We start from the raw sequence: 21,466 nt of genomic DNA on the forward strand, positions 1-21,466 counted from the left end.
AGACGAGGAACTCTTTCCTCAGGAGGCTCTTCCATGAACAGGCAGCGCTGAGGAAGCTACTATTCGCTGTGGTTCAAGGTCACGATCGGGCCAGGCAGCAATCAATGTTCCCAAAATCAACACAAAAGAACCAAACCACATCCAGTTGACCAACGGGTTGTGGAATACCTTGAAAGTGGCGCCCTGCGAAGAAATGGGTTGCCAGTCCACAAGCAAAACATACAGGTCATCCTCCATCGTACTCCGTGTCCCTGGAATGGTCATCGGCTGATTGGCATCCCAGTAATAATCCCGTCGGGGGTGCAATTCGCCAAGATACCGACCACCGCGATAAACATCAACTGTAGCACGCGCAACGTTTCTTCCATCGGGCAAATCAAACTCATCCAGTTGTCTGAAGGTCACCGTGTAACCTGCCAGTTGAACCGACTCCCCCGCTCGCAGGGTTGCCTGAGTCTCAGACTGGAACATTTCAATTCCAATCACCCCTAACGCCATAAGGACAATTCCCAGATGAATGGTATATCCTCCATATCGGCGGCGATTCTTCTGGGCTAACCGCCACAACGAAGTCCACAAGGATTCGCCAGTGCGTTTTGCGCGGGCAAGCACTGCCCGCCCATACTCGTAGAGGGTCACGCTGGAGGTAAAAACCACCAACCAGAACCCCAGGATTGCCCAGCCATTTCTGACCCCTAAAAAGAGTACCAGAGGAATGGCTAGCAGGGAAACCAAGGCAGGCTTCCAGAGGGCTTTTCCTAACGTCTTGACGGTAGAATGTCCCCATGCGGATAAAGGTGCAATTCCCATCAGAAGCAATAACCCTGCAAATAGGGGCCCGGTTGCCCGTTCATAGAAGGGAGGGCCTACCGTAACTTTCTGACCGGTTAACAATTCTGAGACCAGAGGGAAAATGACTCCAGAGAAACACACAATCAGAATGCCAATAAACAGTAAGTTATTTAACAGGAAAAGCGACTCTCTGGAGAGTAGCGAATATAACACACCTTCATCAGCCAGATCTGCCCATCGGTATAGAAGAAGGGACAAAGAAATGACAAAGGTCACACCAATAAAAGCGAAGAACATTGGGCCAATGGCACTTTGGGCAAATGCATGAACAGAGGAAAGAACTCCCGAGCGCGTCAGGAATGTACCAAAAATCACCAGTGCATAGGTGACAATAATTAAAATCATATTCCAGCGCTTAAACATGCCGCGCTTTTCCTGTATCATTACCGAATGGAGAAATGCCGTGCCTGTCAGCCAGGGCATAAAGGCAGCAATTTCTACCGGATCCCATCCCCAGTATCCTCCCCAGCCCAGAACATCATATGCCCAGCGCCCGCCTAAAACCAATCCTAAAGAAAGGAATAACCACGCTACCAGCGTCCATCGGCGGGTAATGCGAATCCAGCGGTCATCTGTACGCCCTGTGACCAGTGCAGCAATTGCAAAGGCATACGGTACCACAAAAGAGACGAATCCCAAATACAACATGGGAGGATGAATGATCATTCCGGGATGACGCAAAAGCGGGTTAAGCCCACGACCATCCTGTGGAATCAGGGGGATGGCACCCTGCGGTTGAAAGACGGCTTCCACCTCTCCTGTAGCAGTGCCCCAAAAGCGATTGAAGGGGTTCTCAAAGAAAATGGAGAGGCTCAGGAAGAACGCCAGAGTCACCAATCCCGTCAAAATCACCCAGGGGAGAAACTCTCGATCCCGATCCCATTGGCGCAAGGTAACCGCAGTGGTAAATGCCGCAAGCAACCAGGACCAGAAGATTAATGAACCCGCTTGCCCTCCCCATAATGCAGTCACTTTCAGATACAGGGGCATTGAACGACTGGTTACACCATACACGAAACTGTATTCATACCGGTTGGTCAATAACAGGATGAGCAGGGAAACCACTACCACAGAAATAAGAGGAAAAGTTAACAGCATTGCCAGACGCGCGCTTTCAACCCAGGCAAAGGATTTTTTTCGCAACCCCACGATGCTGGCAATAATCCCATACAGCGAAACCAGAAAAACAAGCACCAGAAAACCCAGACCGATATTCGCAACCATCTTATTTGCTCTCCTGATAGACACAAATTTTGGCGAGAACCTTCTCACCAAAATTTGTTAGGATAATAGAAAGAACCTCATACATCCACAGGGATTAGTTCCCATTACGAGAGTTTTCAGCCTGCCCGGGCAAAGCCTCCTCGTATCGAGTGGGACACTTCAGCAGTAACTCTTCAGCGTAGAAAACCCCATCTTCTCCCAAACGTCCAGTCATAATAGCCTGGGCTTCATTGGTCAGCAAATCGGGTTTCACGCCAAGATAGACGACTTTCAAGCGAGGGCGATTGGGATCAAGCACGGCCGCATGAAGCACAGCCGCCATTCCACCCTGCGCATCCACTTCTTTCTGAGAACCAGGGGTATGAGCCACCACAAACTCCAGGCGCAAGGTTTGGGGGTCATACTGAATCGATTCCCCAATCACTGCCCCAGAAACCCTCAACTCACGTCCAACCACAGAAGCCCCCCGCTGTTGAACTTCCTCCACCGTCATAAAGTACTGCGCATTGGCTGTTGCTGAAGACACAATCAGATAAACTACCGCTGCAATAATCAACAAACCACCCACAATAAACTTCCATTTGTTTGTGGAAGATCTTTGAAGACTCATACTCTGTTCTACTTGGGGTTGATGCGCCAGATCCATGAAGTTCCTCCTGATGAAAACCTTTCCTATACTTTCTAATTCTGTCACAAAAGGATTAATAAAAAGTGAGAAAGCATGCCTCGCTTGCTCTGTGAATTATTTCACAGGCACAGGCGAGTATACCATAAATTGGATAGCATTTATCACTTTACAGAGGGTGAGGTTTGTCCTTATTTTTGGTTTTCAGAGGTTTTAAAGAGCCGACTTGCATTTCAACCGGGATATACCGCTGACTTAGAAGTTGAATCAAGACTCTCACCCGTTCTTTGCCCGACAATCGTACATCAAAAATGGCTTCATATCCGGCAAATGGGCCCTCTTGAATCAGCACCGGTTCGCCCGGCTTCAGGGTTTCCAGAAGTTCTCCCCCAGCCCGATTGACTTCATCCACACGCCTTCGGATAGCCTCTATCAAATTATCAGGCACAGAAGCGGGCTCATTGGAGAAGGAAACAACGCCGCGAGCGAAGGGTATCCAGCGGATTACAGATAAGCCCACTTCATCCAAATCTACATGAACAAACAGGTAGCCAGGAAAATACGGACGAATCTTTCTTGCCCGTGGATTGACAGGATTAACCCGGATTTGAGGATAAAAAACCTCAATTCCACGACTCTGGAATTGTTCACATAAAGCCTGTTCTTTATTGGGTTTACTCTGGATGGCGTACCACTTCTTTGACATGATCGATTCTTATCGAAACAGTAACTTAAGTTCTTCTATAGACTCAACAATCTCAACCTGCCCAACCCATTCGTTCTTCTCGTTGAGTTTTTTCCAACCATTCTCCATAGGAAAAACTTTCACTGTTTCAGGAAAGCGGACAATAATTTTCACCAGCAAGGAATGGATGCCTGGTTGTTTCTGAAGACGTAATGAATATAGGTTTCCGTCATTACTGGATTGTATCACCGAGGAAGGTAACTCCCATATCAATGAGAATTCTGCACTGGAAGCCACCGGGACCAGAATCATGCCGGAAAACTCTGTCCATGCAGTATCCTCTGAATGAACTATCACCTCCCCCAAATAAGGCTCTTGGATAAGCAGTTGTTCAGCCGAAATCGCCGGCACCTGCGAAGATATAAGTTGACTTTCCGCAGGGGTGAGGATACGCCAGTAATTCCAGTAACATCTTTGTCTCAGAGATTCGTAAGTATCCCCATATTCAGCATGATGCTGACAGGGAATCCCTGGCAGGGCATGGTTCTGGTAATGCACCTGAAGCCTGGCTACAGGACGCTCAGGGTTACTCAAATCAACGGTATAGACTAACGAACGATCCACAAGAGCATCGGCTTTGTTGAATCCCATATTGGTGTCCACCAGCATCAAAAAATCACCCTTTCCCGGGTGCACACCGGCATCTAAACCAAGCGATCGAAGCACCTGTTGAACATTCCCATCATTCAGGAAAATCATGAAATGCCCGGATTGAACATTTTTCAGAAGAACCTGCGCCACTTTCAACCAGGTGCTGGCATCACTTGATTCGCTGAGTTTGCGTTGAATGGCTTTGGCGAGCAACCCCATAAACTCTTTGCGTTTTCCCCACCAGACATCATCGGTTGTTCCAGAATCCGGCGCCCATGCTTCCACCATCCACTGCATCACATTGTGAGAGTCTACCTTTTCCTGAGACGGAGGTAATTGGACGGGGCCTAAAGCCTCCAGCAAATTCACGATAAAAACCTGGTCAAAGGCAACTACCCCATCCATCTTCTCCCCCGTTGATAGCGCATAAAGTTCCAGAGCCTTTTGAGCAGTGGTGGGAAAATCCGGCGACCAGTTGGCATCACGAGGCACCCAGTAACCGGCTTTCATGTAATATGCCATGGGCTCAGGCGGAGAGGGATAGACCACATTCGGATTGTCTACCGCGTAAGAATCGGCAATATCAAAATCTACAATCTTTCCACCTCTCAATTCCAGTACGCCAATGCCAGAAATAAACCCTCCCGTTGCGCGTAATTCTTCGTTGTTTTGAGCCAGGATTAAAAATCGGCGCGGTTGCTCACCACCCAAAATGGATGGAAGCACGGGAAACATTTGCCCTCCGTATTCTGCCATTGAAAGCAAAGCCTCATTTTGCATCCAGATGGTTCGCCATCTTTCCGGAAACCATTCAGGGTGAATATTTTTACGAATTATAGAGGCTTCCACAAACCATCCGTTTGCTTCTCTGGCTGAGGTGTTTTTTTCCAAAAGAGAATTAGCCAGTTGAGCAAGCCATGCCGGGGAAGGTACCTGTCCATCCAGAGATTTCAAGGCTGGGGCTATCTCCTGAAGCATTTCATCGGCGCCTCGAGAAAGTGCCACGCCATACAATATCAGAGGCTCAATCTGAGAAAGAGGTTTTCCCCATCCTGGAATCCATGTCAGGGCATCCGCCACCGGAAATACAGGCAACATCCCCCAGTAAATCCCCTCCATGTGATTGCGAGCCTGATGAACAAGAGAAGGAGCCTCGTGAAGAAAATCCGAGGGATTAAGTTGTTTGGCTTGACGCATGAGTTGGTAAAGCCCGGCCGCATGCCAGAGCAAGATAGAGATCCAAACAACGAGCAGGAAGAGGATACTCGCAAAAAGCCAGAAACGCAAAGACTTTCGGTTTGCGCATGAGGATTTTTGAATCGAATCCGAAACGTTCGAAGACGATGATTTATTGCTATAATGAATTATCACTGTCCACCACCCAGGAGCAAACATGGGGACAAAGTTAAGGCGCACCTTACTGCCAGGGGGTATTCTCGCCTGTCTTTTACTTTCTCTACTATATCATTCTACTTACGCCTGCGTGATAATGCAAACGGTTCCCACAGCCGCTCCCTCGGTCACACCCTCTGCAGTCAACCCTGTAGCCTCACCAACCCCACCCCTTCCCACTCAGGCAAGAAATACCCCAACACGAATAAGCTCCACTTTGTCCTCCAATACTCCCACAATACAAGAGAGCAGAGCCACCCAGGTGCAACCGTCTGCATCCTCCCCATCTCCGATTCCTCCCACAAGTGAAGGTGCTAAAGCAAACGATATCCAAACGCCCATCCCGTCAAACACTTCGCCCGCACCACCTGAAACCCCTGGTATGGTTTCTGCAACTGAATGGTTGAAGTCTTTGTATTTACTCATTTGCGGACTCAGTGTAATCGGAGGTGGAGTTGTGATTGCGATCATCATCACTCGCCAGAGAAAGACTCAATCCAATCAGAAATAAAATTGTACTTAAACGGGGGACACACTATGAAAAAGCCAACTCTTTTTTCCACCCTTGTCATTTGTATCTTCCTTGTCTTATCAGGGACAGTTCAGGCGGTGCCTGCTCAAGCGCAAACAAGCACCACATTGTATTTACCTCTGATTCGCCGTGCGGCTACCACATCCTGCCGTTTTGGTATTGCAGCCATTCCTGAGAACGCGGGGTATGCCGTTTCACTTGCACAATTCAAAGTAGGCGGATTTGTGGATTGGAACAACAATCCCGGCCGCGTTCTTCCCGGGGATGTAACTTACCTCCGAGTCATCAGCGTAAGCGATCCGTTCGATGACGTCCAAGTTGCCAATTATGCAGCAAACCTTGCCAGAGCCTACCCGGGCAGTTACTGGCAAATTGGCAATGAACCGGATACAACGTACCAGGGACATGGAATCTACCAGGACAATGTCACTGCCAGTCAATATGGACATCGCTACTATGTCATTGCCACAGCAATTCGGCAGGCTGATCCTACCGCCAAACTGGGGTTTGGCAGTGTTGTTCAACCCACTGCAGTACGTTTCCGCTATCTGGAAATGGCTCTTGCCAGACTCATTCAGGACAGTGGAAATGCTTCTACAGCATACGGGTTGATTGATTTTCTCAGCATTCACGCATTCATCCTGAACGAGGATGAAGACCACAATGATGACGGAATCATCGATAATAAATGGGGCACAGGCGTTCCCAAAGATTACAATGATCCTTATTTGTACTGTATCACCACCAATCCAGATGGAACATGCAAGACCAAAATCCTCCCGGAAGCCCTTACCCCGGCACAAACCTACGACATTAACCGCTTCAAGTCCCGCATTCAAAATATGCGTCAATGGATGTACAATAATAATCTAAGAAATAAACCATTGTGGATCACAGAATATGGAAGCCTTCTGCCTCCCATCACCAGGCCAGAAGACAATTTGACCACTTTACCCGACTCTGTGACGGCACAATACATGGTGAACACTTTCGATTATTTACGCACAGCCACCAGTACAACCACCGGCCTCCCGGCAGATGGGAATCGTCTGGTGCAACGCTGGTTCTGGTATAGTCTCAATGAACATCGCTACTGGTTCGGAGGTTCTCTATACGACCCTGATACTTCTCCCCCACAACTCACTTTGATCGGGCAAACGTTTATAAACTACATGGCTCCATTGATGCCAGAGGAAGGATGTTTGCCCTGATCGGAAAGGATTTTTCTATGTCTTCAGGGAAAAAATTCATTGTGTTGGTGTTGTCTGCTCTTGTGCTTGCTCTGGCATGGATGGGAGGTACATGGACAACAACCCAAGGCGCCACCCAGGGACAAAGCACTCTGCCTACCATCACCCCTACGCGTGAGCCCCCCGATACCCCTACTCCCACGCGAGTAGGAGCCCCACCCCCCACATTCCCCATTCCTCTCATCTTCATTGTTTCGGTGGTTCCGGGGGAAAGTGTCACCATCCGGACTGCGAACTTCCCCCCAAATACCGATTTTGATGTGCTGATGAATTACTACGGCACACTGGGAATCGGAGGCGAAAAAGTTGCCACTGTCAACTCGGGTTCTGGGGGAGTGCTCACCTGGACTTTTAATATCCCTTCTTTCCTGAAAGATGCGGCAAGAATCGCCATTCGCCTGCAAAGCCAGAGGGGGTACTATTCTTACAACTGGTTCTGGAATAAACCAACCAGTGGCACCGGACAGGCTCCCTCAAAACCGTTTGTGATTCCCACATTCAAGATTATTGCTGTCGAACGGGATAAAACGGTGACTATTCAAACTGCCAACTTCCCTGCCAACGATACCTTTGACGTGTTGATGAATTATTATGGCACTCTGGGTATTGGCGGAATCAAGGTCGATCAGGTCAATTCGGGCAGCGGAGGAACCCTGACTTTCACCTTCAATATTCCAGAAGCCATGCGCGGGCAAACCAAAATTGCTATTCGGCTCCAATCACCAACTTCCGGGTATTATGCCTATAACTGGTTCTGGAATAATTCCACTTCGGAAGCCTCTATCCCGCCCAGTACCCCGCCCGCTGAGAGTCCTGTTCCATCTCTTCCCCCTGGGGTTATCCCGACTTTTAGAATTCAAAGCGTGGTACGGGATACCAGCGTTACCATCGTAACCAGCAATTTTCCTCAAAACGATACTTTTGATGTGCTCATGAATAACTACGGGACATTGGGTATCAACGAGGTTAAAGTGGAGACTATTTCCAGTGGCTCAGGCGGCACGTTGACTTTGACATTCACCATCCCAGAGAGCATGCGAGGGAAGAGTCGCATCGCCATCCGTTTGCAATCTTCCAAGTCCGGCTATTACGCATATAACTGGTTCTGGAACAACACCTACCCATAAGCCGGTATGGTATTTCTGAGCAAAAACGGCGGGTGTCCGCCGTTTTTTGCTTAATAAGCCCCTTTTCCCAGAATCACTGCCGGCAAGGTACGAGCCAGAATGACCATGTCTTTCAACAGAGAATATTTTTCGATATACTCCAACTCTAATTCTAAACGTGAGGATATATCCAGGTCCGCCCTGCCAGCCACCTGCATGGGACCGGTCATGCCCGGCTTGACAATCAAACGCTGACGTTCCCGATCGGTATAGCGGGCAACAACCGACAATTCTTCAGGACGCGGACCTACCAGACTCATCTCCCCTTTCAAGACATTCCAGAATTGAGGCAGTTCATCCAGACTCCACCGGCGTAAAAAGCGCCCAACACGGGTCACACGGGGGTCATTGGACAGTTTGAAAGCCAATCCGCCATTCGGGCAAAGCGGTTCCAAATTCTGCCTGTATTGCTCTGCGCCTACCACCATCGTGCGCAATTTCACCATACGGAAGGGTTTGCCATTTTCTCCTGCCCGCCATTGGATAAAAAACACCGGGCCAGGGCTATCCAACTTAATGGCCAGCGCACTGAGCAAAATTACAGGGAGAGAAATCACTCCACCAATGCTTGCGCCAAACAGGTCCATTGCCCGCTTGACAAAGCGCTCTACAGCGCTCAAACCCTTCCTGCGAACCGCGCGAGGCTTGCTGAAGATTCCCCAAACAATGCCGGCTAACTGTGCAAATGCTCGGGTGGGTATCAGAACAACACTATAGGGAACCAGATATGGATCTTTCTTAACCAGAAACATCAGAAAAGGTAAGGCTGTCAACCAGAAAACCACACCAAAACCTGCCATGCCCCAGAGCAATCTCGGGAATACATGGGTTAATGGAGCGCAAAGAAAGATCAGCCCCAACAGGAAAATTTGCCAGCGCTGAGATGGAAGAGTGTGAGAGTCATGAAATGTCTTCTCCGGGAGCCAGTTAAGCATTACTGCTTTCCAGTACCCAATCCAGAATTTCCTTTGAAAGTATTCCTGAATGTTTTTATCGTGACTATGCGAAACTATAGCATTTGGTTCAAAGACCAAACGATACCCTTTACGCGCCAAACGGAAAGAAAATTCCTGATCTTCTACAGAAGGAACCGGGAAGACCGGATCAAATCCCCCATTCTGTAGAAATACATCCTTACGGTAAGCAGCAGAATAGGTGTCAATAAAATCGATTTGTTCCAGCGGTTTCATTCTTTCATATTTGTATTCATACTCAATCTGAACAAATCGCGCCACGGGTTTGGCACTGCTTGTGGAATAAATCCCTTTTACACCAATTACATCCCCATCATTAAAACGACTCAAAAGGGTTTCTAACCACCTTGCATGGGGAACACAATCTGCATCTGTAAAAACCAGGATCTCCCCACGGGCTTCGCAAGCCCCGCGATTCCTGGCAGCCGCAGGTCCTGCGTTGGTTTGACGGATAACCCTAACCCCAGCAAAAGTACAGGCAATCTCTGCAGTCTGATCGCTGGAACCATCATCCACGACAATAACCTCATAGTCCTTGAGAAAAGTCAAATTTGTCTGATGGAGCACTGCCTCCAAACAGGCAGTCAGGGTATCGGCAGCGTCCTTGGCTGGAATGATGACACTGGCTTTCATGGTTTTTTCCATCGTCCCCAGAAAAGGATCAGAGCCGAGACAACTAAGGGAAACACTGTGACAATACCGTGTAACAAAATGGCGAAAGATAGACTTGGAGCCAATGGAATTTGAAACAGGGACATTCCTAAAACCACTGCTCCATGGAATGGACCCACATTTCCCGGAATCAAGGCAGGGATTAATGACACGTAAACAAACACAAGAATTACCCCAGCGATTTTGACGTTCACGGGCAAAGCCAGAGCCTGCAGGGTAAAAAGATTGGTGAGAATCATGCTTCCCCAAATGAGCATACTGAGGAAAACCGATAGAAATACCAGAAACAGGTGTCGTTTGGTGAGATTTAAACGCTGTTGCAACCTTCCAATTTCAGGTCCCAAAACCTCCCTGAACGGCTGGGGAATGAATGAGATGCTTTGAAGATTGAAAAAACGAATTGCCCAGACCACACCTCCAAGGATCAAGAGAACTAACCCTGCAAGAAACCAGGAATAAACTGGCGGAAACTTTATCCATTCAGAAACCCACGGGGCAAGTACAAGGGTCAGAAGAGAAAGAAATAACAAATCTTCCCACTTCTCCAAAAGGATGCTGAAGGCACCGGGAAGCATTAATCTTTTATCCTTCACCCCTAACCAGGAAAGCCGTAGGACTTCCCCTCCACGAAACGGCATGACGATATTGACCGCTTGTCCAACGAAAAAAGGAGCAATCAAGTCTTGAGAGGCTACCATATCGCGCTCTCCCCCAACCAGGCGCAGCAAAACACCCCAGCGTAAAATTTTCATCCCCAGGGTGAAGAAAAAACTTAAGACCGATAAAGTTCCCCATTTCCAATCTACTGAAGCCAGAATATGAAAAACTGGTTTCCAATCAATCTCCCAAAAACAGAAATACACTACCAGAATAAACGTCCCTCCCTTCGCAATAAGGGGAAAACATCGTTTTAAAGAGCAGGAATGTTCAGTTACCCTGACACTCATAGGCTATTATTATTGAAGGGTGTAAATCTACTTTCGTCTGGCAAATAGCCCGGTCAGAATTCAGTGCCAGCAATTTTTCGCCCCATTCTCCCCCTGAATCTGTAGATGGATAATGCAAATCAGGATATGCCTTCTGGAGAGATTGACGATACCAGGCGAAAGGGGTCAGAGGCAACACCACAATTCGCACATCCGGTCGTTGTTTCAACCCGAAATGGTAATACCAGAGAGGAAAAGTATCCTGATCTCGAATCGTGACGATGACAGCATTCGAGGGCAATGACTGGAGGGTACGCTCGGCAAAGTCTGCAGCATCGCCTTTGTATCGCACATCGACCTCACGAAGAGTTGCAGGGATACACCACACCACCCAGAACAGGAAAAGGGATATCAACACCCAACCCACTGGAAATGTTTTCCACTTCCAATTCTTAATTTCCATCAGTCCAATTCCCGTCGCCATGCTCAAAGCCATCCAGGCAGGAATCAGGTAAACCTGCGAATCTTCTGCAGCATAGCCAAGCGAAAAAGAAGCGAAAGCAAGAAAAATCCAGAGCAAAATTTTTCCCACACGGGTAGGATACGCAATAAGCACCCCCCCAAGCGCCAGCAACACCCCCAACACGCTGAAATCTTTCAACCACAAATCCGCAAAAGCAGACAAGCGAGACAGGAATTGTTCCCCGTCGACATTGAACAGCATTCCCTGGTAAATCTTTCCAGTGACCAGCCATAAAAATCCTTGCCAGTCACTGGCTCCCCCCCAATTGACAGGGGGGTATGCCTGCGCTCGTAGAGGCAATATCCCGTAAATAAGAAGCCCTGACCCAAAGCATATCGCTTGAAGGAACACGAATCTCCAGGAAGTACGTCTTCCGTAACCTATTCCAGCCCAGAGAACCAGAGGCAACAACCAAACAATAGACAAATGATTACCGACACCCAATCCAGCCATGCCGCCGAGCAAACACAGCGTTTTTATGGAAAGCAAGGTTTCCCCCATCAGAGCGCTGATCCACCACACCCATATCATCACCACCAGCGCATGGAGTCCATGAACTTCTACGATCAGTGCCTGAGACCAGACCAGTCTCGTGGAAAGCCAGAGAAAAGCAGAAAACACTCCAACTGCCCCTGCCCAGGGTTTCGCCTTGAAAACAACTTTCTCTACCCAAAGGGCAAGGAGACCAGCGGCCATCGCCATACACAGCGCAGAAAGCAAAGCCCCCCTCCAGTATGGCGTGTGAACTGGAAAACTTTGAAAAACCGCTCCGAGAACAAGATAAAGCGGGTACCCCGACGGATGAGGAACACCCTGTGTGAGAATGGCTGCAAGGAAATCCCCCCCATCTGCTCCCTGATTTTGCCATGTGATGCGTTCGGGTAAAAGAGGAAGGTAAAAGATACCCCCAACCAGAGTAGCAATGAGAAAGGGAGAGAGGAATCGCTTCATTGAAGAATATCGTACCATGAGATGAAAACAACGGGGTGACGCTCAATCACCCCGTTCGTCAACTCCAAAGAAGGTTATTTGTTTTTTGGGGGCTTCCACCCCAGGGTGAAATATCCCCATTCCAGGGTGGAGCAGGAAATACGTCCGTACTTGCCCACTTCGGGTTCAAAAGACACGTCTTCACAGGATTGCCATTCCTTCTTGTTCGGATTGAACCAGAAGAACCCAAAACGCTCCGGCATTTTGTCATGAACCCAGCGCTCATACCAGGTTAATTCAAAGTAAACCTTCTTGGGACGGCATGACTGCGAATCATCCACAACCCCCTTCACATACTGTCGAACCTCCAGAGCTTCCCGCCAGTAATTTAACTGGGAACGTTGGGGTAAATAACGCACAGGGATTTTGCAAACGAGTTCCACAGCCTCATCACAAGCGGTGCCAGGCGGGTTAATCACCCCACCCCAAATGTCTTTATTCCTTGTCTCGGGGAAGCGTAAGAGAGACAATTCCACCTCAACCTCTTTGCTGAGCGGTGCTTTTACACAGTAAAGTGGAGCACCCTTGCTCTTAGGAGTGGGTACAGGTTCCTCTGGTGGTGGGACAACCGTCGTAGGTGCCATCGTCGGAACCGTCTGGGCACTGGATAGGTCAGGGGTGGCTAAGCCTAAGAAAATGCTTACCAAAACGAAAATGGCTAAAAACGCAAAGGTTTTCTTCCAGAACATATAGCCCCCTTGCATCAAAAATTACTGAAATGATTATAGCATGTTCATAAAGAATATTTCATTACAAAATAGATAAAAATCTCATGGTAACAAACGGAAATGCGCTTCCAGACGTGGTAGATTTACGTCAACGCATTCCACCTTGACAGGTTGATTCTTCACCAATCCATGAGAAGAGGGCAATGTAGTTTCCCATGCCAGTTCAGGAATCAAAACCACCACCCCGGAAGGGCGCAAATCCACTACCTGTGCCATTCCACTCCAATGAGGATTCTGGAGCAAATACACCAGCGTCCAGTGCTTTTCGGAGAGAATTTCTGCCTGGCGGAGAGAGGGTAAGAGAACCTCCACTTCTCCAATTCGCTCCAGAATGTCCTGCTCGCTAAGCAGTTTCTCTCCACGGAGAAAACTCCGTATCTGTTGATGCACTACCAAATCCAGATAACGCCTTAACGGGCTGGTCCCCTGAACGTAGAACTTTAATCCCAGGCCGGCGTGCTCTGCTGGTGCCGATCGATATTGACTTCGTTTCATCCAGCGTCGCATCGCATACATATCTGCCAGAGTGTCACCCGATACCCGCTGCTCAGGTGCTTCCTGGATGGTAAAAGGAACGGGCACATTTCTTTCTATACACCACTGAGCAATCGCAGTTCCAGCCAGAAGCATTGCTTCTTCTACCATCCGACGACTTCGTAAGGATAGGACCGGTTGAATTTCTACTTTCTGATGTTCATCAACTTTCACCCTGACCTCAGGTAAATCCAGTTCAACAGCCCCATGTCTCAAGCGGGCTTCTCTATGAAACCCAAGCCATTTTTCAATCTCTGAAAACAGGGGGGCATCCATCAAAACCTCTGCATTCTGATAAGTCAACCGTGACACTCGAACCCGAGAAGGTACTATCTCAACATTCTGAATTTCTCCACTTGGGGATAAACAAATTCCAATGGACAGTGCAGGGGAGATTTCCTGCTTCCCCAAACCGAATTTTGAGATGGCATCTTCGGAAAGCATATGCACGGTGCCTTCGGGAAGGTGAAGTGACTCACCCCGTGCTCGCGCTTCCCGATCGGCTTGTGTGTCTGGAAGAATTAATGCCGCAGGGTCAGCAATATGAACCCAAATTCTTCCTTCATCGAAACTAATCGCATCATCAGGAACTTCGCTTCCTGCATCGTCGATAGCAAAGGAAAGGAGATGCGTCAGATCTTTCCGAGGCTCTTCTGGAAGCCCCGGCAAAGGGTAAACGGGCACCTGAAGAGGAACTTGAAACCGACGGGGATACGGATTGTAAGTTTCTTTCCAGTAACCCACTTCCAGTAAAAGTTGATGAGCATTTTCGGGCGTTTCTGCCCGCTTTAAATCCTGTAAGGCTCTTGAACGTTTCATCAGCCCGCAGGCAAATTGTTCAATCTCTTTGAGATAACGAACATCCTGTTCAACGTAGAGTTTCTGATTTATTCGAAATAGAAAGGCTTGCCATTCCTCTTCGGCTTTTTGCCGAGCCCTTTCTTGCTCTTCCTTTTCTTTCACCTCTTTTTCCGAGAGAACTTGAATTGCCTCAGGGGTTCCCTTGAAAAACTTTCCCTCCATGACGTTCTTCCAGACTTCCCATGCCGTTTGAGGAGTGTATGCACCAAACGCTAACTCGGATAATTCTGCCAGGGTAGTGGTCATTCCAGTCAGAATCTGCCAGGCACCTTGAAGGTCCCCAGAGGCAGGTTTTTGTAATTCTTTGAAGTCCTGAAGGGGACCGGGATGCAACACCACAACATCCTTTGGGCGCACACGCTGAACTTCCCCACTGGCTAATTCAATCTCCCAGCGCTCACCCACCCGGATGACTCTGGCAGGTTCTTGCCGAAATACAACCAAGGCGCCTATTTGGACAGAATGCATAAACACCTCATCTTATGAGAATGGGATAACAAGTATCATGAGTTTTGTGAATCATGTAAAATACACTTAACCCATGGACGAATTTGATCCCACCTTGCCGCTCAACCAAATCCTTCAGGGAGATTGTCGGCAAATTCTACCCTCTCTCCCCGATCAAAGCATCGATTTAATCTTTGCCGATCCACCTTACAACCTGCAATTACAGCAGGATTTATATCGTCCCGATCGCTCAAGGGTAGATGCAGTCAATGATTCCTGGGATCAGTTTACCAGTTTTGCCGAATACGACGAATTCTCACGCTCATGGCTGACAGAATGTCGGCGAGTGCTCAAGGATGATGGAGCGATTTGGGTCATTGGAACTTACCATAACATCTTCCGCCTTGGCACTATTTTACAGGATTTGGGTTTCTGGATTTTAAATGATGTGGTTTGGATTAAGTCCAATCCCATGCCAAACTTTCGTGGCGTGCGTTTCACCAATGCTCATGAAACCCTGATCTGGGCTGTGAAGTCCAGACGTGCCAATTACACTTTTAATCACCATGCCATGAAAGCCCTCAATGAAGACCTGCAAATGAGGTCCGATTGGTACATTCCCATCTGTTCAGGTACGGAGCGAATCCGCATCCATGGCAAAAAAGTGCATTCCACCCAGAAACCTGAAGCCCTTTTGTATCGCATTATCCTAGCAACTACTCGGCCCGGAGACGTGATTCTCGACCCTTTTTTTGGCACCGGCACGACCGGCGCTGTGGCACGTCGTCTGGGCAGGAACTGGATTGGAATTGAAAAAGAACCTCGATATATCGAACTGGCAAGACAGAGGATTGAACAAATCGAGCCATACCCCCAGCAAGCACTTGCTTTACCTGTTCGGTCACGAAAAAGCCGATTGCCATTTGGAAGACTGGTCGAACAAAACCTGGTCCAACCCGGACAAATTCTCTTTTTCGACCGCAACCCTGAGATTCGCGCCGTGGTATTATCCGATGGGCATCTTTCTGTAAACGGATGGAAGGGCTCCATCCACATGACCGCGGAAAAAATTTGTGGTCACCCAACCAATGGCTGGGAACGATGGTTCTTCCTCGATGAACAAGGAATCTTCCAACCAATCTCAATCTTAAGGCAAAAATACCTTTCCAATGTGTCCATCGAAAATGATATGCAAGGATAAAACCAATGCCTTTAGATGTTTCTCGAATCCAAGCCATTTGCTTTGATATTGACGGCACCCTGAGTGACACTGATGACGAATGGGCAGAAAGGGTGCTTAAAGGTATATCTTTCCTGAAAGGCTGGGTTGGTGAGCAACGCCTGCGAAATCTGGCTCGATGGGTTGTCATGGAAATTGAGTCTCCAGGAAACTTGCTCTACAATCTTCTGGATCGACTTCATCTGGATGATGAAGCCTCAAGGTTATTTAATTTTTTCGTACGAAAATTCCATCCGCGTCCTTCCCGTTTCAGGTTAATTTCCGGGATGGACAAAACCTTACAGACGCTTGCTCAGTACTATCCGCTTGCAATTGTCAGTGCCAGAGATGAAGAGGCTACTCTTGCTTTTCTCCAACAGTTTGACCTGACCTCTCTTTTTCAAGTCATCGTCTCTGCCCATACATGCAAATTCACCAAACCCTTTCCAGACCCTATTCTCTGGGCGGCAGAAAAGTTGAATGTTCCACCTTCTGCCTGTTTGATGGTTGGAGATACTACAGTAGATATTCATGCCGGCAAAAAAGCCGGTGCACAAACCGTAGGAGTATTGTGCGGATTCGGCACACACAAGGAACTGGTTTGCGCAGGAGCAGACTTAATCCTGGAAACAACTTCAGAGTTAGCAGAAATTCTGCTTAAAGAGAAAAATTCCATGCCAAATTGATTACAAAATCTCTATACAAATTGAAGGGTTGGGAAGAATACCATAGAATAGAAGAATGAAGGATTAGTAAAGTTGCTGGGGGAATATGAACGATTTAGACAAAACACGAGAACAATTGGTCACCGAGCTCATCAAAGCCCGCGAGCATATCTCCCGTCTGCAACGACAATTAATTGATTACCAGAGCCGTGATATTGCCTATCCCGAGATGATGGTACAGAGTATTCCGGATGGGATACTATTATTTGACAAAGAAGGTTATCTGGCAGAAGCAAAACCTTCTCAAGACCCGCTACTCGGCACTTTATTTCCGATAGAGCATTTGATTGGTCATCAGTATTCCGACTTTTTCCCCGACGATCTTACAGAAAAATTTACCGAAACAGTCAGCCGAGCAAGAAAAGCCCCACAGTTGCTGCAGTCCTTTCTCTATGAAGCACAGTCCCCTGATGGATTAAGGGTGAGGGTGGAATTTTGGGTAAAAGTTTTTCCCGGTGGCAGCATTGCGTGCTCTTTCCGCCCGTCTGCTCTGGAACACCCCCAAGAGAAACAGGAGAATGTTCGGGAATCTGCACTGTTTCGTAACCTTCTTGACATTACAAGACAACTTTTGAATCAGCCTGATCCTTCACGTTTCTGGCAAGTCTTTACAGAATTGATTCACCAGCACCTAGGGCTATACCTGACCAGGATGTACCTTTACCAGGCTGAACATGAAACGCTTTCTCTGATCGCAAGCCAGGGAGATATAACTACAGATACATCTCTTACTTTCCCAATTACCAGCCGTTATCCAGCAGTACGGGCTTACAAACAACAACAGACTCTTCTGATTGCCAATCCGGCTAGCGAGACCAACATTCCCCCTCACATTCTTTTGCCAGGAATGAAAAGAATGCTGGAAATTCCTCTCGAAGGACTTGGTGCCCTGGAACTTGTTTCCGAACAAAATCAAGTCTTTAGCGAGGAAGAACAATTCCTGTTAACCACCCTTACTCAGATTGCCCAGGCTGTTTGGAAAGTTCTTGTAGAGAAAGACGCTTTAGCAAAGCAGAAAGAATTCTATTTCCTCGAAAAGGAAATTAAGGCACGGATTCAACAAACCCGGTCGATTGATGAAGCACTCCAGGTAGCCTTGCAGGAATTAAGCAAAGCCCTGGGGTTTGAACGGGCAGAAATTCGTCTTAGCCTCACCCCAGATGGAAAGGCAACTTCCACAAATGAGTGAAGGGTTCCCCGCTCAAATTGAAGAGCGAATCAAGCGCTTACTAGGTGAACTGGAAATTCCCCCTCCCGTTCCCGAGCGGTCGCCTATTGTCGAAAGTACCTCCGCTGTCTATTTACCCCAGGAAATCGTAAGAACTTATTACCCTGCTCTGGATCTTTACATTCATGCAGAGTTACCCAAAACTTCTACACTTCCTGCCATTTCCATACCTTTTTCGCTGAACACTCACCAGAATGGGAAAATCACCCTTTATAAAACAGATAAACCCCTCCATGAAATCGAAAAAGGATTTATCGAAAGTATCCTTGAAGCACTGGTTAGCCACTTGAATGCTCTGAGCAAAGAATTGAGGCGTTCAACTTCTTCGCTTACAGAAAAACTGAACGCTCATCCCAAACATCAGGGGAGTGACATTCAGGAAAAGCGTTTAGCACTCTGGAATGGTGAATTTGTGCCTTTTCTTTCTCAAGCAAAAATTTCCGCCGAAAAGAATTTAGCCACTCTTAAGGCCGGTGACGGAACTCTGGGGTCGTTTAACATCACTCTACACGGAAGCCCGGTAACAGAACAACATCATGAATTCCTGATTGACATTCTAGATGCTCTGAGTAAACAGATAATCCAATTGGGTTATCAACAGGCTACTCAAAAAAATCATTGAACAAAAACGGTCCTGGGAAGATAGGGTTGAGCGATTGCTGAATGCCAGATCACCTGCTGAGATTCTATCCCTGTTTTGCGAAATTGCTTCATTCCCTTACCAGGCATTTCTTTTGCGTCACGAAAAATCCTCAGACACCTTTGAGATAATTTCCCAATGGCGTCCTCAACCCCATATCGCGGCAAAAAAGATATCCGCCGATATTCTTTTGAAAACTGTTTTTTACCCGGAGAAAGTTTTGAGCATCCCTGCAAATACCGAAATTCCAAATACACTGAGAGAACTGAAAGCCTTTCTCCCACCAGAGGAAGGAATGGTATTAATTCCATTAATGGCAAGAGATGAACCTGAAGGTTGTATATTCCTGATCATGTCTGGTAAAGCCCATTGGGAAAAAACAAACGAACGAGAAATCCTTCAACTTGCCAAGGTGGCCGCGCTTGTTTTGCATCGCCTATCCAGATGATCTGGCAGTTTTTCCCATCCACAACATTCCCAGACTGAACAAAGCAATCAGGAACACTCCATATTGGTAGCGAAAATCCGAGGAGATGTTTACCAGTGCCATAATCAGCGATTGCAAAATCGGAACAACCCCCACCGCAACACCCCAAGTCCATGAACGACGCTGAAGAGAAACAATCCCCCAAATAACCAGGAAAACATAAAGAGCACCGCCAGCACTCCATAAGACTCCTGCCCCATAGGTAGAACTCCACACCACCCATTGAGCCAAGGGGAAAGTCAGCCATGGCAGCCTGGATTGCTCACTAACACCGTAAGGGTTTTTCTCAATCCAGCGAACATCCCCATTCACAATTTCAATATTGTGATAGAGAGTGGTGCATTCAACACAAACCCGCCAGACCAAACCACTACTGCATAACCAGTGTTTCAATTCCACACCAGGATTGCGTAAGGCTAATTGAAGAAACATACCAAGGTGACGAGAATGATTTTCAGCAAATAATTGATGATTGAAACGGTCAGTGAAATAAATAGGACTGACATTACAACAATAATAGGGCCATTCTTCCAAAGGGGTAAGCGCATTGAAATAAGCCCTTTCCTCTTCGGTAAGAGGCGTCCCCCCCGTAATATGTGCACCGAAATGGTGGAGAAAGATAGTATCTCCAAGAATATAACTATTGCGCTCTACATGAAAGAGGTCGTAAAGAGGCCCGCGGATTCCAAAGCCAATCGCCAATCCAACCAGGGCTGCCAGACCTATAGATTTCCAGTACCTTTGATAAAGCACAAGAAGCACAAGAAATACAACGAAAAAGATTGCCACACCATTGTGCCTGAACAAAAAAACCGTGGTTGCCATGAAGGACAAACCCAACCAGTGGCGTCTTTCGGCGAGCCATTTGCCTTGCGTTTCAGCAATCCATACACACAGGATGAACAACCCCGCCAAACCATACGAATAAAGAACGTCTTTCCAATGCGTAATGGCTAAAAGAGGGTTGGCAGGTACCAGAGCAAATAAAAGGCTCAGCCCCCAGCCTATCCCTTGGGGAAGCCCTAATGATCGAAACTGTCCTACCCCCCAGCCAACCAGAAGGCTGAAAACGAGAACCTGTAGGAGTGCCATGGAAGCAGGTGTGTGCCATATTTTTGCTACCCCTGCGGTGATAAGCGTATAAATGGCAGGTGCCCAGTCATTAAATTGCCCTGTCAAAACCTGACGCCACTGGTCAATCGAGTCTTCCGAGAGAATTGCTGGATAAAATGTCAGCCAGTAGACCAACCCTGTAAACAACGGGGGAATACTATAGCCAATCCAGGCTTTCCAGGAAGCCGGGACTAAAGAGGCTTCACGTGGATTCAAAACAGCGTATCCTGTCAAAGAAAGAAACACCCAAACAAGAGCCCACCCGTAAGACAGCAACCCCGACCAGGACAAAGGCTTGGCATACGGATGAGAAACATCCAGTTTTACGATAATTTGAGATACTTCAGGAGCAGAGAGGTTAACTTCATAGGGCTTACCATCCCATTGAACCTGTGCCTTCCCCCCCTTTGGTCCCCCTCGAAAAACCAGATACCCTCTATTCAGAAGATGCCCCTTCCAACGCAGACTTCCGCCATGCCCTGTCGGTAAGATCCAACCTTCATCGGTCCGTTGCCATCCCTCACCCTGAAACTGATGAAGTGGAATACGGTAACGGTTTCCATCTGATAGATACTCAACCCACACACGAACAGAAGGGTTGGAGCCCTCATTCTGTAATACAGGGGAAATGATTAACTCATGTTTGGGATAAACAAATGCCATCCATTCAGGACGGAGGGGAATAGCAATCATCAACCACAAAGAAAATCCCACTGCAATGAAAAGCCCCATCATTTTCTGTCTGAAAGAAACCTTCTGGGAAGCAGGGAGCAAAACCCGCATGGTGAGATTTTGAGCCAACCAAGTACCCAAACCAGCAAACAACAAGAGAATCAACCAGAGACTCCAGCCGGAAAAATCCACCCAACGCAGGAAAATGGCATAAAAGCTTAAGGAGAAAGCAATCCCGGTAATCAGCCACATTCCATGAACAAGGTAATTTCGTATGCTTTGCATCTCCAGTCCCTTTTCTTAAGGAAATTCGTTCCCAGTATATCACAAGCAATTGGTCCTGCCCGCGA

The 21,466-nt window shown here is 47.7% G+C and carries 18 protein-coding genes; 7 read left to right on the top strand and 11 right to left on the bottom strand.

Going from position 1 to position 21,466, the window contains the following annotated elements; translation table 11 throughout:
* Positions 1–18: 18 nt before the first annotated feature.
* The 5 genes from ANT_RS09750 to ANT_RS17355 form a co-directional block, all read right to left on the bottom strand.
* A complete protein-coding gene (locus ANT_RS09750) occupies positions 19–2,076 on the bottom strand; it encodes a heme lyase CcmF/NrfE family subunit (protein ID WP_013560347.1) in 2,058 nt (685 codons plus the stop codon).
* Between the two features lie 94 nt (positions 2,077–2,170).
* Positions 2,171–2,722 carry a cytochrome c maturation protein CcmE gene (locus ANT_RS09755; protein WP_013560348.1) on the bottom strand — a complete coding sequence of 184 codons (552 nt, stop codon included), beginning with the start codon at positions 2,720–2,722 and terminating at the stop codon, positions 2,171–2,173.
* A gap of 148 nt (positions 2,723–2,870) precedes the next feature.
* Positions 2,871–3,407: a transcription termination/antitermination protein NusG gene (gene nusG, locus ANT_RS16405; protein WP_013560349.1), complete on the bottom strand. Its 537-nt coding sequence runs from the start codon at positions 3,405–3,407 to the stop codon at positions 2,871–2,873.
* A gap of 9 nt (positions 3,408–3,416) precedes the next feature.
* The gene (locus ANT_RS09765; RefSeq protein WP_172634610.1) at positions 3,417–5,267 is read right to left on the bottom strand and encodes a DUF4012 domain-containing protein; all 1,851 of its coding nucleotides are present in this window, start codon (positions 5,265–5,267) and stop codon (positions 3,417–3,419) included.
* 342 nt (positions 5,268–5,609) lie between these two features.
* Complete coding sequence (locus tag ANT_RS17355) at positions 5,610–5,855, bottom strand: hypothetical protein (RefSeq protein WP_155818099.1); 246 nt, start codon at positions 5,853–5,855, stop codon at positions 5,610–5,612.
* Between the two features lie 111 nt (positions 5,856–5,966).
* On the opposite strand from ANT_RS17355, the gene ANT_RS09770 reads away from it, so the two are divergent.
* Both ANT_RS09770 and ANT_RS09775 read left to right on the top strand, forming a co-directional pair.
* On the top strand, positions 5,967–7,172 hold the full coding sequence (locus tag ANT_RS09770) for a glycoside hydrolase family protein (protein WP_041454893.1): 1,206 nt from the start codon (positions 5,967–5,969) through the stop codon (positions 7,170–7,172).
* Positions 7,173–7,189: 17 nt separating this feature from the next.
* Positions 7,190–8,338 carry a hypothetical protein gene (locus tag ANT_RS09775; protein WP_155818101.1) on the top strand — a complete coding sequence of 383 codons (1,149 nt, stop codon included), beginning with the start codon at positions 7,190–7,192 and terminating at the stop codon, positions 8,336–8,338.
* Between the two features lie 50 nt (positions 8,339–8,388).
* Here ANT_RS09775 and ANT_RS16835 read toward each other — a convergent pair whose 3' ends face one another.
* The 5 genes from ANT_RS16835 to ANT_RS09805 form a co-directional block, all read right to left on the bottom strand.
* Positions 8,389–9,984, bottom strand: coding sequence for a sugar transferase (locus ANT_RS16835; RefSeq protein ID WP_013560354.1), 1,596 nt, complete (start codon positions 9,982–9,984; stop codon positions 8,389–8,391).
* On the bottom strand, positions 9,981–10,970 hold the full coding sequence (locus ANT_RS09790) for a lysylphosphatidylglycerol synthase transmembrane domain-containing protein (protein ID WP_013560355.1): 990 nt from the start codon (positions 10,968–10,970) through the stop codon (positions 9,981–9,983). Before ANT_RS09790 ends, ANT_RS16835 begins: the two co-directional genes overlap by 4 nt.
* Positions 10,951–12,441, bottom strand: coding sequence for a protein O-mannosyl-transferase family (locus ANT_RS09795; protein WP_013560356.1), 1,491 nt, complete (start codon positions 12,439–12,441; stop codon positions 10,951–10,953). The genes ANT_RS09790 and ANT_RS09795 overlap by 20 nt, the downstream gene beginning before the upstream one ends.
* A gap of 56 nt (positions 12,442–12,497) precedes the next feature.
* Positions 12,498–13,151, bottom strand: coding sequence for a hypothetical protein (locus tag ANT_RS09800; protein ID WP_013560357.1), 654 nt, complete (start codon positions 13,149–13,151; stop codon positions 12,498–12,500).
* 81 nt (positions 13,152–13,232) lie between these two features.
* Positions 13,233–15,053 carry a ribonuclease catalytic domain-containing protein gene (locus ANT_RS09805; protein ID WP_041454897.1) on the bottom strand — a complete coding sequence of 607 codons (1,821 nt, stop codon included), beginning with the start codon at positions 15,051–15,053 and terminating at the stop codon, positions 13,233–13,235.
* A 73-nt stretch (positions 15,054–15,126) separates the two neighbouring features.
* Here ANT_RS09805 and ANT_RS09810 point away from each other — a divergent pair, with 73 nt between their 5' ends.
* From ANT_RS09810 to ANT_RS09830, 5 genes are all read left to right on the top strand, one after another.
* A complete protein-coding gene (locus ANT_RS09810) occupies positions 15,127–16,233 on the top strand; it encodes a site-specific DNA-methyltransferase (protein WP_013560359.1) in 1,107 nt (368 codons plus the stop codon).
* A 5-nt stretch (positions 16,234–16,238) separates the two neighbouring features.
* Positions 16,239–16,937: an HAD family hydrolase gene (locus ANT_RS16410; RefSeq protein WP_013560360.1), complete on the top strand. Its 699-nt coding sequence runs from the start codon at positions 16,239–16,241 to the stop codon at positions 16,935–16,937.
* An 85-nt stretch (positions 16,938–17,022) separates the two neighbouring features.
* Positions 17,023–18,165 (top strand): GAF domain-containing protein, encoded by a 1,143-nt coding sequence (locus ANT_RS09820; protein ID WP_013560361.1) that lies wholly within the window; start codon positions 17,023–17,025, stop codon positions 18,163–18,165.
* Positions 18,158–18,826 (top strand): hypothetical protein, encoded by a 669-nt coding sequence (locus tag ANT_RS09825; protein ID WP_013560362.1) that lies wholly within the window; start codon positions 18,158–18,160, stop codon positions 18,824–18,826. The genes ANT_RS09820 and ANT_RS09825 overlap by 8 nt, the downstream gene beginning before the upstream one ends.
* A 34-nt stretch (positions 18,827–18,860) precedes the next feature.
* The gene (locus tag ANT_RS09830; protein WP_013560363.1) at positions 18,861–19,292 is read left to right on the top strand and encodes a hypothetical protein; all 432 of its coding nucleotides are present in this window, start codon (positions 18,861–18,863) and stop codon (positions 19,290–19,292) included.
* Here ANT_RS09830 and ANT_RS09835 read toward each other — a convergent pair.
* Positions 19,281–21,401: a hypothetical protein gene (locus ANT_RS09835; protein ID WP_013560364.1), complete on the bottom strand. Its 2,121-nt coding sequence runs from the start codon at positions 21,399–21,401 to the stop codon at positions 19,281–19,283. The two genes, ANT_RS09830 and ANT_RS09835, sit on opposite strands and share 12 nt — an antisense overlap.
* Positions 21,402–21,466 lie beyond the last annotated feature (65 nt).

Origin of the sequence: Anaerolinea thermophila UNI-1 (genome assembly GCF_000199675.1) — a bacterium.
GTDB classification, from domain to species: domain Bacteria; phylum Chloroflexota; class Anaerolineae; order Anaerolineales; family Anaerolineaceae; genus Anaerolinea; species Anaerolinea thermophila.

Excerpts from the sequence above, each read along its gene's own strand:
- ANT_RS09805 (WP_041454897.1), bottom strand. The coding sequence starts at position 15,053 with ATGCATTCTGTCCAAATAGGCGCCTTGGTTGTATTTCGGCAAGAACCT.
- ANT_RS09755 (WP_013560348.1), bottom strand. The coding sequence starts at position 2,722 with ATGGATCTGGCGCATCAACCCCAAGTAGAACAGAGTATGAGTCTTCAA.
- ANT_RS09775 (WP_155818101.1), top strand. The coding sequence starts at position 7,190 with ATGTCTTCAGGGAAAAAATTCATTGTGTTGGTGTTGTCTGCTCTTGTG.
- ANT_RS09770 (WP_041454893.1), top strand. The coding sequence starts at position 5,967 with ATGAAAAAGCCAACTCTTTTTTCCACCCTTGTCATTTGTATCTTCCTT.
- ANT_RS09825 (WP_013560362.1), top strand. The coding sequence starts at position 18,158 with ATGAGTGAAGGGTTCCCCGCTCAAATTGAAGAGCGAATCAAGCGCTTA.
- ANT_RS16410 (WP_013560360.1), top strand. The coding sequence starts at position 16,239 with ATGCCTTTAGATGTTTCTCGAATCCAAGCCATTTGCTTTGATATTGAC.
- ANT_RS09820 (WP_013560361.1), top strand. The coding sequence starts at position 17,023 with ATGAACGATTTAGACAAAACACGAGAACAATTGGTCACCGAGCTCATC.
- ANT_RS09835 (WP_013560364.1), bottom strand. The coding sequence starts at position 21,401 with ATGCAAAGCATACGAAATTACCTTGTTCATGGAATGTGGCTGATTACC.
- ANT_RS09800 (WP_013560357.1), bottom strand. The coding sequence starts at position 13,151 with ATGTTCTGGAAGAAAACCTTTGCGTTTTTAGCCATTTTCGTTTTGGTA.
- ANT_RS09795 (WP_013560356.1), bottom strand. The coding sequence starts at position 12,441 with ATGGTACGATATTCTTCAATGAAGCGATTCCTCTCTCCCTTTCTCATT.
- ANT_RS16835 (WP_013560354.1), bottom strand. The coding sequence starts at position 9,984 with ATGAAAGCCAGTGTCATCATTCCAGCCAAGGACGCTGCCGATACCCTG.
- ANT_RS17355 (WP_155818099.1), bottom strand. The coding sequence starts at position 5,855 with ATGAGTAAATACAAAGACTTCAACCATTCAGTTGCAGAAACCATACCA.
- ANT_RS09790 (WP_013560355.1), bottom strand. The coding sequence starts at position 10,970 with ATGAGTGTCAGGGTAACTGAACATTCCTGCTCTTTAAAACGATGTTTT.
- nusG (WP_013560349.1), bottom strand. The coding sequence starts at position 3,407 with ATGTCAAAGAAGTGGTACGCCATCCAGAGTAAACCCAATAAAGAACAG.
- ANT_RS09810 (WP_013560359.1), top strand. The coding sequence starts at position 15,127 with ATGGACGAATTTGATCCCACCTTGCCGCTCAACCAAATCCTTCAGGGA.
- ANT_RS09750 (WP_013560347.1), bottom strand. The coding sequence starts at position 2,076 with ATGGTTGCGAATATCGGTCTGGGTTTTCTGGTGCTTGTTTTTCTGGTT.